The sequence below is a fragment of the Novosphingobium sp. genome (assembly GCF_040079535.1).
GTDB lineage: Bacteria > Pseudomonadota > Alphaproteobacteria > Sphingomonadales > Sphingomonadaceae > Novosphingobium.
Map to the genome: position 1 here is coordinate 21,767 of NZ_JBEBKB010000028.1, position 11,480 is coordinate 33,246.

General features: G+C 61.5%; 14 protein-coding genes and 1 tRNA gene. 8 read left to right on the forward strand and 7 right to left on the reverse strand.

Annotated elements, in window-relative coordinates:
• Positions 1-185 precede the first annotated feature (185 nt).
• Both aroB and ABL914_RS09770 read right to left on the reverse strand, forming a co-directional pair.
• Positions 186-1,292 (reverse strand): 3-dehydroquinate synthase, encoded by a 1,107-nt coding sequence (gene aroB, locus ABL914_RS09765; protein WP_391562989.1) that lies wholly within the window; start codon positions 1,290-1,292, stop codon positions 186-188.
• Complete coding sequence (locus ABL914_RS09770; protein ID WP_391562990.1) at positions 1,283-1,843, reverse strand: shikimate kinase; 561 nt, start codon at positions 1,841-1,843, stop codon at positions 1,283-1,285. The genes aroB and ABL914_RS09770 overlap by 10 nt, the downstream gene beginning before the upstream one ends.
• 60 nt (positions 1,844-1,903) lie before the next feature.
• Between ABL914_RS09770 and ABL914_RS09775 the strand changes: the two genes are divergently transcribed.
• From ABL914_RS09775 to ABL914_RS09795, 5 genes are all read left to right on the forward strand, one after another.
• Positions 1,904-2,053: a hypothetical protein gene (locus ABL914_RS09775; RefSeq protein WP_391562991.1), complete on the forward strand. Its 150-nt coding sequence runs from the start codon at positions 1,904-1,906 to the stop codon at positions 2,051-2,053.
• Positions 2,050-3,888 (forward strand): hypothetical protein, encoded by a 1,839-nt coding sequence (locus ABL914_RS09780; protein ID WP_391562992.1) that lies wholly within the window; start codon positions 2,050-2,052, stop codon positions 3,886-3,888. Before ABL914_RS09775 ends, ABL914_RS09780 begins: the two co-directional genes overlap by 4 nt.
• A gap of 3 nt (positions 3,889-3,891) precedes the next feature.
• Positions 3,892-4,776: a tyrosine recombinase gene (locus ABL914_RS09785; protein WP_391563002.1), complete on the forward strand. Its 885-nt coding sequence runs from the start codon at positions 3,892-3,894 to the stop codon at positions 4,774-4,776.
• 10 nt (positions 4,777-4,786) lie between these two features.
• On the forward strand, positions 4,787-5,746 hold the full coding sequence (locus ABL914_RS09790) for an acetyl-CoA carboxylase carboxyltransferase subunit alpha (RefSeq protein WP_391562993.1): 960 nt from the start codon (positions 4,787-4,789) through the stop codon (positions 5,744-5,746).
• 102 nt (positions 5,747-5,848) lie between these two features.
• A complete protein-coding gene (locus tag ABL914_RS09795; RefSeq protein ID WP_391562994.1) occupies positions 5,849-7,321 on the forward strand; it encodes a M48 family metalloprotease in 1,473 nt (490 codons plus the stop codon).
• A gap of 89 nt (positions 7,322-7,410) precedes the next feature.
• Here the strand turns inward: ABL914_RS09795 and ABL914_RS09800 are convergent, their stop codons facing one another.
• The 4 genes from ABL914_RS09800 to ABL914_RS09815 form a co-directional block, all read right to left on the reverse strand.
• Positions 7,411-7,587: a Flp family type IVb pilin gene (locus ABL914_RS09800; RefSeq protein WP_391562995.1), complete on the reverse strand. Its 177-nt coding sequence runs from the start codon at positions 7,585-7,587 to the stop codon at positions 7,411-7,413.
• Positions 7,588-7,623: 36 nt separating this feature from the next.
• Positions 7,624-7,809, reverse strand: a complete 186-nt coding sequence (locus ABL914_RS09805; protein ID WP_391563003.1) for a Flp family type IVb pilin — start codon at positions 7,807-7,809, stop codon at positions 7,624-7,626.
• 245 nt (positions 7,810-8,054) lie between these two features.
• Positions 8,055-8,240, reverse strand: a complete 186-nt coding sequence (locus tag ABL914_RS09810) for a Flp family type IVb pilin (RefSeq protein WP_391562996.1) — start codon at positions 8,238-8,240, stop codon at positions 8,055-8,057.
• A gap of 97 nt (positions 8,241-8,337) precedes the next feature.
• Positions 8,338-8,472 (reverse strand): hypothetical protein, encoded by a 135-nt coding sequence (locus tag ABL914_RS09815; RefSeq protein WP_391562997.1) that lies wholly within the window; start codon positions 8,470-8,472, stop codon positions 8,338-8,340.
• A gap of 140 nt (positions 8,473-8,612) precedes the next feature.
• On the opposite strand from ABL914_RS09815, the gene ABL914_RS09820 reads away from it, so the two are divergent.
• Both ABL914_RS09820 and ABL914_RS09825 read left to right on the forward strand, forming a co-directional pair.
• Positions 8,613-9,029, forward strand: coding sequence for a (deoxy)nucleoside triphosphate pyrophosphohydrolase (locus tag ABL914_RS09820; RefSeq protein WP_391562998.1), 417 nt, complete (start codon positions 8,613-8,615; stop codon positions 9,027-9,029).
• A gap of 45 nt (positions 9,030-9,074) precedes the next feature.
• Positions 9,075-9,151 (forward strand) — tRNA-Arg (locus ABL914_RS09825).
• 67 nt (positions 9,152-9,218) lie between these two features.
• Here the strand turns inward: ABL914_RS09825 and ABL914_RS09830 are convergent.
• Positions 9,219-10,376 (reverse strand): diguanylate cyclase, encoded by a 1,158-nt coding sequence (locus ABL914_RS09830; RefSeq protein WP_391562999.1) that lies wholly within the window; start codon positions 10,374-10,376, stop codon positions 9,219-9,221.
• Positions 10,377-10,513: 137 nt separating this feature from the next.
• Here ABL914_RS09830 and ABL914_RS09835 point away from each other — a divergent pair.
• A partial coding sequence (locus tag ABL914_RS09835; protein WP_391563000.1) for an MBL fold metallo-hydrolase occupies positions 10,514-11,480 on the forward strand: 967 nt, incomplete at its 3' end.

Below are 11,480 nucleotides of genomic sequence, written 5' to 3' on the forward strand. Positions count from 1 at the left end.
ATTCCTCCGCCTCCGAACCTCGTCACCCTGAACTTGTTTCAGGGTCCATTTCGCCAATAACCAATCGGGTGCGTGAAGTGAGCCAACGGCACGGTTTAGTTGTGCCAGACATCACCGGATGAGAACCACGATGGACCCTGAAACGAGTTCAGGGTGACGGTGAAGGGGAGTGGAGCGTGTGCGTCCTAGCGCGCCAGTTCGCCATCCAGGAACGCCGCAACCTCGTCCAGCGCCACATCCTTGGCGAGGAAGGCCTCGCCGATGCCCTTCATCAGTACGAAGGGCAGCACGCCGGCATCCATCTTCTTGTCATGGAGCATGTGCGCCACCAGCGCCGGGCCGTCGCAATTGAGGCCTAGCGACGCAATCTCGCTGGCCATACCGATGGCGGCAAAGTGCCCGGCTATGCTTTCAGCCGCTTGCACCGCCAATAGCCCCCGCGCGGCGGAAAAGCGTGCCGCCAGCACCATGCCCAGCGCCACGCCTTCGCCATGCAGCAGGCGATCGGAAAAGCCGGTCTGCGCTTCCAGCGCGTGGCCGAACGTGTGGCCCAGATTGAGCAACGCCCGCAGGCCCAGCGTCTCGCGCTCGTCCGCGGCGACTATCCGCGCCTTGGCCGCAACCGAGTGGGCTACGGCATATTCGCGAAGCGCTGCATCGCCCGCCAGCATCGCCGCGCCATTGGCTTTGCACCACTCGAAGAAACCCGCATCACCCAGCAGACCATACTTGACCACCTCGGCATAACCGGCCTTCAGTTCGCGCTGCGGCAGGGTGTCCAGCGTTGCCAGATCGGCCAGCACCAGCGCGGGCTGGTGGAATGCGCCAACCAGATTTTTGCCAGCGGGGGTATTAATCGCGGTCTTGCCGCCCACGCTTGAATCAACCTGCGCCAGTAGGGTGGTTGGCAGCTGGATGAAGTGGCAGCCGCGCTTCAGGATCGCAGCGGCAAATCCTGTCAGATCGCCAATAACCCCGCCGCCCAGCGCCAGCACATGATCGCCGCGCTCAACCTCTTCGGCCAGCAACCAGTCGGTTGTTGCGGCCAGTTGATCCCAGCTTTTGCTCGCCTCGCCGGGGGGCAGGATCAGCCAGGCCGCTTCGTGCCCGCCCTGCCGCAGGGCACCTTCGATGGTTTCACCCCAGGCCTTGTGAACATTGGCATCGGTTACCACTGGCACCCGGCGCTTGCGCAGTCTGGCGCCGCATTCGCCAGCCAGATTGACCAGCAGACCGGTGCCGATCCGCACTTCATAAGGCGCGCCGGCCACATCGACAGGAATCACAGCCATTGATCGATACCCTTCAGGATCGCGGTCAGTGTGCGCGAATGTGCATCGTTGCCGCTTGTCACATGGATCGGAGCCTCGCGATAGGCGCTTGTCCGCTCCGCTTTGAGCCGGGTCAGGATCTCACGCGGGTTGCCCTGTTTCAGCAGTGGGCGGTTGCCTTTGCGGCCAACCCGCTCAACCAGTACGTCGATGTCGCTGTCCAGCCAGACCGCAATGGCCTTGTCCAGGATCAGCGCGCGGGTCTCCGGGTTGATGAAGGCGCCGCCGCCAGTGGCTATCACCTGGCCAGGTCCTTCAACCAGCCGTGCGATCACCCGACGCTCACCATCGCGGAAATAGCCTTCGCCAAACCGTTCGAAAATCTCGGGGATAGACATATGTGCGGCGCGTTCGATTTCTTCGTCTGCATCGGTGAACGGCAGGTGCAACGCCGATGCCAGCCGCTTGCCGACGCTGGTCTTGCCCACGCCCATCATCCCCACCAGCACAACCGGACGGTCGATCCGCCGCGCTAGTGCCGCAATTTCGGCAGGGGAAAGTGCATGGTCCATTGCGGCCCCGCCTATAGTTGCGCTAACCCGCAGCGCAAGCGTTGGACTGGAAGGTCGCAAGTGGCAATACGATTGGGCAGAGGCTGGAAGATTGGCGGCGGCGTGCTGGCGCTGCTGATTTTGGTGCTGGCCTGGGCCTGGCACGATGGCGGTGAACGCCCGGTCAGCGCGCAGATATCGCCCGCTTTGCTGCCTTCGGTGGCGCAATGAAGCGACTGCTGATCGGCTCTGCCACGCTGGCGCTGGCGCTGGCGCTGTCTTCGGTGCTGGCGATTGCGCAGGATTCGCCCGAATCGCTGCTGCCGCCTGGTTTTGACAAACCCAAACCTGGGCCCAAGCCGGCCACCCCAAGCGACGGATCAACTGCAGTTGTCCAGCCGATTCCTGGCGCGGTCAGGGGCAGTTCAGGCAATGCGACCAGCACAGTCCGGCCTGCCACGCTGCCTTCGGGCGCGCGAATTCCGACGCTGAAAGAGCTCGAATCAATGAGCCCGGACGAGCTTGACCAATTGCTCGGCCTCAAGCCCAAATTCGATATGCCGGCCGCAGCGCGGCGGTCCTTGAAGCAGGTTGGGATTTTGGCTGAGGATGAAGGCGGGATGCCGCCCGGTTCATTGGGCCGCCAGCCTGCTGCGCTGATTAGGGCCGCGATTGATGGCAACAAGGGGCGGCTGGTTTCGCGCTGGGGGCACATTCTGCTGCGCCGGGGCCTCGCCGCGCGGCTTGACGCGCCAACGGGTATGAACCCGGCCGATTTTGCCGCGGCCCGCGCCGCATTGCTGGTGCGCATGGGTGAGGGTGAGGCCGCGCGCCAGTTGGTGCAGGATGTCGATGCCGGAAACTATACCCCCGCGCTGACCCAGGCGGCGGTCGATGCCTACCAGTTCACCGCTGACATTACCGGAATCTGCCCGGTGGTTACCGTGATTGGTGGCGGCCGCAAGGATGCCGATTGGCGGGTATTGCAGGGGATCTGCTCTTCGTTTCAGGGAAGCGGCGCTTCGGGCATGGCCCAGCTGGACAGGCTGGTGGGCGATCAGGGTTGGCCCCAGATCGATATCCTGCTGGCCAAACGCTATGCCGGGGCTGCCGGCAAGACCCGCCAGATGGTGAAAATTGAGTGGGACGGGGTCAGCGACATGAACCCGTGGCGCTATGCGCTGAGTATGGCTGTTGGCGTTGCCCCGCCAGATTCGCTGTTGAAAGACCTGCCTATCCGCTATGCCTATGTCACAGCCACGGCGCCGATGGCCGGGCTTCCTGCGCGGGCCCAAGGGGCTGATCGGGCCGCAGCTGCGGGAATACTCTCATCAACCGCGATGGTTGATCTGTATAGCCAGATCTATGCCCAGAACGATCTGAGCGGGCCGCTTGCTGAAGCCGCCGATACCCTGCGCAATGCCTATCTGGGCGAAACGCAAGCCAGCCGGATGGCGGCGATGCAATCGCTGTGGGACGGCGCCGGTGATGACGAAGTGCGCTATTCGCGCCAGGTTCTTACCGCCTATGCCGCCGCCAGATTGACCCCATCGGGCGATTTCGCAGCACAATCGCCCGATCTGGTGGCCTCGATGCTGGCCGCTGGGCTTGATCAGAACGCGCTGCGCTGGGGCGAACAGGCTGATATCGGATCACTCACTTGGGGGCAGCTGGCCTTGGCAGCGCCCAACCGCACGGCGCCGGTTGAACTTGGCGCGCTGGACAGTTTCTATGGAAATGACCCCAGCGATGGTTACCGCAAGTCCAGGTTTCTGTTGGCGGGGCTGGCTGGCTTGTCGCGGGTTGAGCGCGATACGATAACCGGGTTCAGCGAAAAGTTGGGTGTCGATCTTGGCCGCCAGACCAAGTGGAGCCGGCTGATCGTTCAAGCTGCTGATCTGAACAACCGTGAACTGGTGATCTTGTTGGCGGGGCTGGGCATGCAGGGCGATAGCTGGACCAAGATGACCAGCTTCAACCTCTACCACATCGTCTCGGCGCTGAACCGCGTGGGCCTTTCGGCTGAAGCACGGATGATTGCGGCAGAGGCCGTGGCGCGGGGTTGATCGATTTCGGCCGCGATAGACTCGTTCCTCGCTATGCTCGCCGCCGAACGCGGCGCTGCGGCCAACACGCTTGTCGCCTATCGCCGCGATCTTGAAGGCGCCGAAGAGGCGATCGGAGAGCTGGTTGCGGCAGACCGCGATGCCTTCGCCTCATTGGGTGCGGCCTGGGCTGCGCTGGCCCCATCAAGCCTGGCGCGCAAATGTTCGGCGCTTCGCCAGTTCTGCGGCTTCATGGTGGATGAAGGCTGGCGCGGCGATGATCCATCACCGGCCTTGCCGCGCCCGCGCACCCGCCGCCCGCTGCCGCGCGTGCTGGGACACGGAGAGGTTGCGGCATTGTTTGCCCGGGCCGAAGAGGAAGCGGTGGGCGAGCGGCGCGAGGCCGTGCGGCTGCTGACCCTGCTGGAACTGCTGTATGGATCGGGGCTGCGCGCCAGCGAACTGGTATCGCTGCCCTTCAGTGCGGTGCCGCGCGATGCACCGCTTCTGACTGTAACGGGCAAGGGCGGGCAGCAGCGGATGGTCCCGGTCAGCACCCGCGCACGGGCTGCACTATCGCGTTGGACGGTGCTGCGCGGTGATGCGGGCAAGCTGCTGTTTCCTTCGACCGGCAAGAGTGGGCACCTGACCCGAATTAGGCTGTTTCAGCTGTTGCGGGCGTTGGCGGCACGCGCCGGAATTGATCCTGAAAAGGTCAGCCCGCATGTCCTGCGCCACGCCTTTGCCACGCATTTGCTTGAAGGCGGGGCGGACCTTCGCGTGCTGCAAACCTTGCTGGGCCACGCCGATATCGCCACCACCCAGATCTATACCCACGTGGATGCGGCGCGGTTGGTGGCACTGGTCAATGCGCGGCACCCTCTTGCAGTGCGCGCGGCAGAGGGCTAGCGCGAAGGGCATGATTTCCTACCTTGAGTTTGAGAAGCCGGTTGCGGCGCTGGAAGCCCGGATTGCGGAGCTGCGTGAGACCGCGAAGGCAGGCGATGTCGATCTGACAGCGGAGATTCGCCGGCTCGAAGTAAAAAGCGCGGATCTGCTGGCTAGCACCTATGCCGCGCTTACCCCGTGGCAAAAAACCCAGGTTGCGCGCCACCCGATGCGCCCGCATTTCTGCGACTATTCCAGCAGCATCTTTACCGATTTCATGCCGCTGGGCGGCGATCGCTATTTCGGAGACGATCAGGCGATCATCGGCGGCTTTGCCAAACTTGGGTCTGAAGAAAACGCGCGCCGGGTGATGCTGATCGGGCATGAAAAGGGCAATGATACGCAAAGCCGGATCAAGCACAATTTCGGGATGGGCAAACCTGAAGGATACCGCAAGGCGATCCGGTTGATGGAACTGGCCGGGCGGTTCGGCCTGCCGGTGGTCACTTTGGTTGATACATCAGGGGCGTTTCCCGGGGTTGAGGCTGAGGAGCGCGGCCAGGCCGAAGCAATTGCCCGTTCGACCGAGGCCTGTCTGGCTTTGGGCGTGCCGATGGTGGCGGTGATTGTGGGGGAGGGCGGTTCGGGCGGCGCCGTGGCATTGGCCAGCGCTGAACGCGTGCTAATGCTGGAACATTCGGTCTATGCCGTAATCAGCCCCGAAGGCTGCGCCTCGATCCTGTGGCGCACATCCGAAAAAGCGGCCGATGCAGCTGAAGCGATGAAAGTGACAGCACAGGACCTGCTGGGCCTTGGCGTTATTGACCGGATCGTCAAGGAACCGGTTGGTGGGGCGCACCGCGATCCTGATCTGGCCGGGCGGGCGCTGGCCGCAGCGATCGGCGAAGAGCTTGATGCCTTGAGCAAGCTTTCGCCAGACCAGCTTCGGGCCAAGCGCGAAGAGCGATTTTTGCGGATCGGCGAGGGCTGAACCGATCAGCCCGGCGGCTTGTTCAGCTTGGCGGAAGCTTCGTGATTGCAAAGCGTTGGCAACCCATTACCCTGCTTGCAGTCGCAGCCCGAGGAGTCTCCAATGTCCCGCACTTTTGGCCAGAAGGCCTTGTTCGCCGCGCTAATCCCGGCGCTTACCTTCAGTTCGATGTCTGCCGCGCCCAGCGGCGCGCAGTCCTCCGCAGTCGCTCCGATCAGCGCCAAGGACAAGACCGAAGGGGCCAAGTATCATCCGCAATTGATGGCTGAATTCGGCGGCGCGATGACCGGTCCGCAGGCGGTCTATGTCCAGACTGTCGGGCGCAAGATCGCCGTGGCAGCAGGCGGCAGCCCGGCAAGCGAATACACCGTCACCTTGCTCAATTCATCGGTTGATAATGCCTTCGCGATTCCCGGTGGCTATCTTTACACCACCCGGCAGCTGGTCGCCTTGATGAACAACGAGGCCGAATTGGCCGGGGTTCTGGGCCATGAGGAAGGCCACGTCGATGCCAAGCATAGCGCAAGGCGGCAAAGCGCGGCGACCAAGAACACTATTCTTGGGGTGGCCGGCGCGGTGCTTTCAGGCGTGTTTTTGGGCAACAGCCAAGTCGGCCAGATCCTCCAGAAGGGCTTTCTGCAAGGATCGCAGCTGCTGACGCTGAAATACTCGCGCAAGCAGGAGGAAGAGGCTGATTCGTTGGGAATTCAGTATCTCAAAAAGGCCGGTTATGATCCCCGCGCGATGTCCACAGTGTTGCAAAGCCTGGCCAATCAGAATGCGCTTGATGCCCGGCTTAAGGGCGTAAATGATCAGGTTCCCGAATGGGCCTCTACCCACCCCGATCCGGCCGGCCGGGTGCGCACCACTGCTGGTCTGGCCGGAGCCGGCGGCGGCGCGCTCAATCGTGATACATTTCTATCTAAAATCAGCGGCTTGACCTATGGCGACGCGCCCGAGCAAGGCTATGTTGAGGGCCGTAGCTTCAAGCATCCGATTGACAAGATGGCGTTCGATGCGCCCAGCGGATTCTACCTGATCAACAGCCCGCAGGCGGTTATGGTTGGCGGGCAGGCAGGCAAGGGTCAGTTCACTACTGCTGGTCAGTTCAATGGCGATCTTGATGCCTACGTCCGCGGGGTGTTCACCGCTTTTGCCACGGCCAACAAGGCGCAGCTCAATCCATCGCCGGTGCAGCGCACCACGGTCAACGGGATCCCGGCGGCCTACAGCGTGGCGCGGGTCAATTCGAACAATAGCCAGGTTGATATCACCGTTTTCGCCTATCAGTGGGATGCCACCCACGCCTATCACTTCATGACCATTACCCAGGCCGGGGCAAATGTGTTTGATCCGATGTTCCAATCGGTTCGCCGGCTCAGCGCGGCCGAGGCTGCGGCGCTGAGGCCGCGCAGGCTGGTGATTGTGACTGTCAAGAAAGGCGACACCATCCAGACGCTGGCCAAGCGCATGGCCTATACCGATGCGCCGCTGGACCGGTTTCTGGTGTTGAACGGACTGGCTGCTGGCGCGACTGTGAAAGTAGGCCAAAGGATCAAACTGGTTACATACTGACCGGATTGGGGAAGCAAAAATGGGCGGCGCGCAGGGTGCGCACCGCCCATTTTTTTACCCATTTTTTGTTCGCTCCGGATTATGCAGCGCTAGGCTGCATTTCCGCCGGACATTGCTGACGACGCGGTGTTGAAGGTCGTCTGCAATTGGTTGCCCATTCCTTGCATTGCAGCAATAGCGGCAACCGCGATGAGTGCGGCGATCAAGCCATATTCAATGGCGGTGGCGCCAGATTCATCGCTCAACAATCTGGTGATGCGTTTCATCTCGTGTCTCCTTGAGGTATGGCTGATCTGTTCGGATCAGGCTGCCGGAGCAGCGTTCGCGCCCGACATTGCCGACGAGGTGGTTTCGAAGGTTGTCTTTAGCTGGTTGCCAAGGCCCTGCATGGCCGCAATTGCCGCAACGGCGATAAGGGCTGCAATCAGACCGTATTCGATGGCAGTGGCACCCGCTTCGTTGCGAATGAGTTTGCTGAGAAATTTCATATTGGCCTCCAAAGATAGCTCACGCAAAAAGTGATCGCACCACCCCTGTTGGCCGGTTCGAACGAGGTCATATTGTGGCAAACTCGTTACCATGGGGTTAACGCGGGTCGGGGCCATTAAACCCATATTTATCAACATTGACTTGATCCAATGATGCCGGAACATAGGCCAATTGGTCTGGGCGCTGGGCAAACAAAAAGGGCGGCAGGTTTCCCTGCCGCCCTTCATTGTAGCTACGTGGCTAATTAAGCAGCCGGAGCAGCGTTAGCGCCCGACATAGCCGACGAAGTGGTGTTGAAAGTGGTCTTCAGCTGGTTGCCGAGGCCCTGCATGGCAGCAATAGCGGCCACAGCGATAAGGGCGGCGATCAGGCCATATTCAATTGCGGTGGCGCCAGCTTCGTCACGGATCAGCTTGTTGATGAACTTCATGTCTAGTCTCCTGTTGCAGTCTTCATGTTTACCCGGCTCGTTCCAAATCACCCGGAGCGAGCAAGATTCGAATTAAAGGCAATTCCTTGCCAAATCTTTAAGCTGCGGTGGCGCCGTTGATGGCTTCCTGCGATTTTGATGAAACGGTAGTCCAGGTGTTCTTGGTCTCGTTGGCCACGCCTTGCAGCGCAGTCAGCATTGCCAGCACGATCATCGCGCAGATCAGACCCATCTCAACCGCGGACGCTCCCGCGCAATCTTTCGCCAGTCGGTTCAAGAAAGCTTTCATCATTCCCAGTCTCCGCTGATTTGGCAGCCTCGCAGGGAAATAGTGGCCGCATCCCTAATAATTGGTTTAGACGCGCCTGCGTTGTGAAAAAAAATCCGACACAGATCGAAGTGGTGGCCATCGCGTTGATTGATGCGCAGAACCGCGTCCTGATGCAGCGCCGCCGAGCCGGCCGCGCGCATGCCGGGCTGTGGGAATTCCCCGGCGGAAAAGTGGAACCCGGCGAATCCGGCCCTGCGGCGCTGTGCCGCGAGGTGGATGAAGAGCTTGGGCTTGTTGTCGCCGAAGCCAACCTTACGCCGCTGGCACAAGCATCAGATGCTGTTCTGGGGATTGTCATCAGGCTTTACACCTGCCGCTTATGGCCGGGCGATCCAGTCTGCCTGGATGCGCAAGAGCTAGGCTGGTTTGCGCCCGATGGCTTGCTGGCGCTTGATATGCCGCCGCTGGATGTGCCGCTGGCCCAGGCCGTTTTGGTGTTGCTCGATTCCGGCAAATAGCCGCTTGCCAAGCCCGCCCCGCGCCCGTATGTGCGCCATTCCAACGCGCCCGTAGCTCAGCTGGATAGAGCATCAGACTACGAATCTGAGGGTCGGACGTTCGAATCGTTCCGGGCGCACCACTACCCAAATGGCTCACCGCAAGGTGGGCCTTTTTGGTATTTGCCGGTTGCGACCAGATCCAATTTTTTAAGCAGCGTTGAGCTGGGCCGGCATGGCGTCCTCGGCTGTGGCGATCTGGATCATGTTGCGGCCTTCCTGCTTGGCTCGGTACAGCGCGGTGTCTGCGGCCTTGAGCGCGCTGCGAGGATCGCCGGAGATGAAGACATCTGCGACCCCGGCTGAAAACGTCACCTGACCAAACGGCAAATCGTTGGCGCGGTTGACCAAGCGGCGTTCGCTCAGGTTGGCGCGCAGCCCGTCAAGCTTGGCGGCCGCATCGGCGAGCGATTCGCCGCGCAGCAACACCACGAACTCCTCACCGCCGTGGCGGGCCACGTGGCACCGGTCATTCGAAAGCCGGGCAAGGCTTTCGGCCACCAGCTTCAGCACCCGATCGCCGGCATCGTGGCCGTGCTTGTCGTTGATCTGCTTGAAATGGTCGATATCGCAAAACGCCACGCACAGCGTATCGCCCGCGGCGCGGGCATCGCGGAATTGTTCCTCAAAGCACGCTTCGAAGGCGCGGCGGTTGGGCAGGCCGGTCAGGTGGTCTTCCTCGGCGCTGCGCCTTGCTTCATCGAGCCGGCGTTTTAGCGCACGGGTCTGCGCCTCGCTGCGCAACATCTGCTTTTCGATATCGCGGGTGCGGATCAACATGGCCTTGGCGATATTGGCCAGATCGGAAATGACATCGCCAGCCCGGGTCACTTGCTCCAGTTCAGAAACGTGGCCTTCCAGGGCAATATGATATTCGTTGGTGGCGACATGGGCGTCGCGGCTGGTCTTGGCAAATTCATCGATGCTGCCTTCTAGCCGCTGCATCAGATCGGTCAGCGTTTCCAGTTCGTTGCCATCATCCTGCGCGCTCAGCGCTTCATCCAGCCAGTCGATTGTGAGGGGCAAACGGGCCTGAATTCGCCGGTCGATCGCCAAAACCAGATCCCGGTCGGCAGCGGCCAGATAGTTCCAGCCGGCCGCCAGACTGGTCGCGTTGACCTCCAACTGGTGCGCGGCAATAAAGCGTGCAACCTCTTCTACCTGCCGCAGACGCAGATTTTCGCGCCGATCGGTGGGCGAAGGTGGATCGCCAGCATCGGGTTGGATTTCAAGCTGGCGGGCTCCCAGGCCCAGCCAGCCCAGAATGCCGCCGCCGGGGCGGCCAAGTGATGGATCATGCGCGGTCATGCCATGGTTAACGACCGCTTGGCGCAGGAATTAAGGTGCGTTATGCTGAATTCGGGCGCCGCGGTGACGAAGATCACGGCGAAGAACGATAGATTGCTGCATTTCCCAATCCGGTTTTCTGATGCGTGAGGTTCGCCATGCCCTTTATCGATGATGATATTGTTTCGATGCGGCCCGATGCGGGCAAACCTGTTCAACTGTTCTGGGGGGATGAGGTCAAGGTCCTGGCGCAGGATGCCAGCACCATCCGGGTGCGCGCGATCGGACGGGGCAATCCGGCGCTGGAGGGGACCATATCGGCCAAGGTGAAGCTGCGCGACAAGGCGCTGCTGCGGCTTTCGATGATTGACGTTCAGCAAGGCGATGGACTGATCCTGCAAAGCCCCGGGGGCAAAGTGATCTTTATCGATGGCGGCGATAACCAGCTGTTCGCCCGCCACGCCGCCGCGCGCTTTCCCGGAACCACCGAACAAAAGCCGCTGAAGGTCGATCTGATGCTGGTAACGCATGGCGATGCCGATCACTTTGACGGGCTGAACGAACTGCGCAAATCGGAAACAAACTCCAATCCTGCCAAACGGATCTTCGTTGCTCCGCAGCGTTACTATCATAACGGGATTGCAAAACGGCCGGGCAAGCTGGCCGGCATCAAGCGCAAAGACGTGGAAATGCTGGGGCAGACCGAAAAGCTTGGTCAGGCAACCTATGTTACCGGCCTTGTCGAGGATCCCGCTGCGCTGCCCCCGGCAGAGTTGAACGAACCGTTCACCGCCTGGATGGAAACGCTGGCCGCGTGGGAGCCGCGCAGCCTGGCCGCCTGGGGCCAGCCGATAGAGCGCCGCCGGCTTGATCAGACCCGCGGCCAGGCCTTTGATTTCTTGCGCAGCGAAGGGGTTGAGGTCGATCTCTATGGCCCGATCACAGAGGATGTGAACGGAAAGCCCGGGCTTCGGTTTCTGGCCAGCCCGCCCGATGATGCCAATTTGATGCTGGGAACCCACGGGGCCGGGCGGGGATCGGGGCTTTCTGCGAGCCACACGATCAACGGCCACTCGGTCGCGTTTCGGCTGCGCTATGGCAATGTCCGGTTTCTGTTCACCGGCG

Bases quoted from the DNA above. Each gene is read 5' to 3' on its own strand.
- ABL914_RS09805 (WP_391563003.1), bottom strand. From the start codon at position 7,809: ATGAAATTTCTCAGCAAACTCATTCGCAACGAAGCGGGTGCCACTGCC.
- ABL914_RS09815 (WP_391562997.1), bottom strand. From the start codon at position 8,472: ATGGGTCTGATCTGCGCGATGATCGTGCTGGCAATGCTGACTGCGCTG.
- aroB (WP_391562989.1), bottom strand. From the start codon at position 1,292: ATGGCTGTGATTCCTGTCGATGTGGCCGGCGCGCCTTATGAAGTGCGG.
- ABL914_RS09795 (WP_391562994.1), top strand. From the start codon at position 5,849: ATGTCCCGCACTTTTGGCCAGAAGGCCTTGTTCGCCGCGCTAATCCCG.
- ABL914_RS09800 (WP_391562995.1), bottom strand. From the start codon at position 7,587: ATGAAACGCATCACCAGATTGTTGAGCGATGAATCTGGCGCCACCGCC.
- ABL914_RS09830 (WP_391562999.1), bottom strand. From the start codon at position 10,376: ATGACCGCGCATGATCCATCACTTGGCCGCCCCGGCGGCGGCATTCTG.
- ABL914_RS09780 (WP_391562992.1), top strand. From the start codon at position 2,050: ATGAAGCGACTGCTGATCGGCTCTGCCACGCTGGCGCTGGCGCTGGCG.
- ABL914_RS09790 (WP_391562993.1), top strand. From the start codon at position 4,787: ATGATTTCCTACCTTGAGTTTGAGAAGCCGGTTGCGGCGCTGGAAGCC.
- ABL914_RS09770 (WP_391562990.1), bottom strand. From the start codon at position 1,843: ATGGACCATGCACTTTCCCCTGCCGAAATTGCGGCACTAGCGCGGCGG.
- ABL914_RS09810 (WP_391562996.1), bottom strand. From the start codon at position 8,240: ATGAAGTTCATCAACAAGCTGATCCGTGACGAAGCTGGCGCCACCGCA.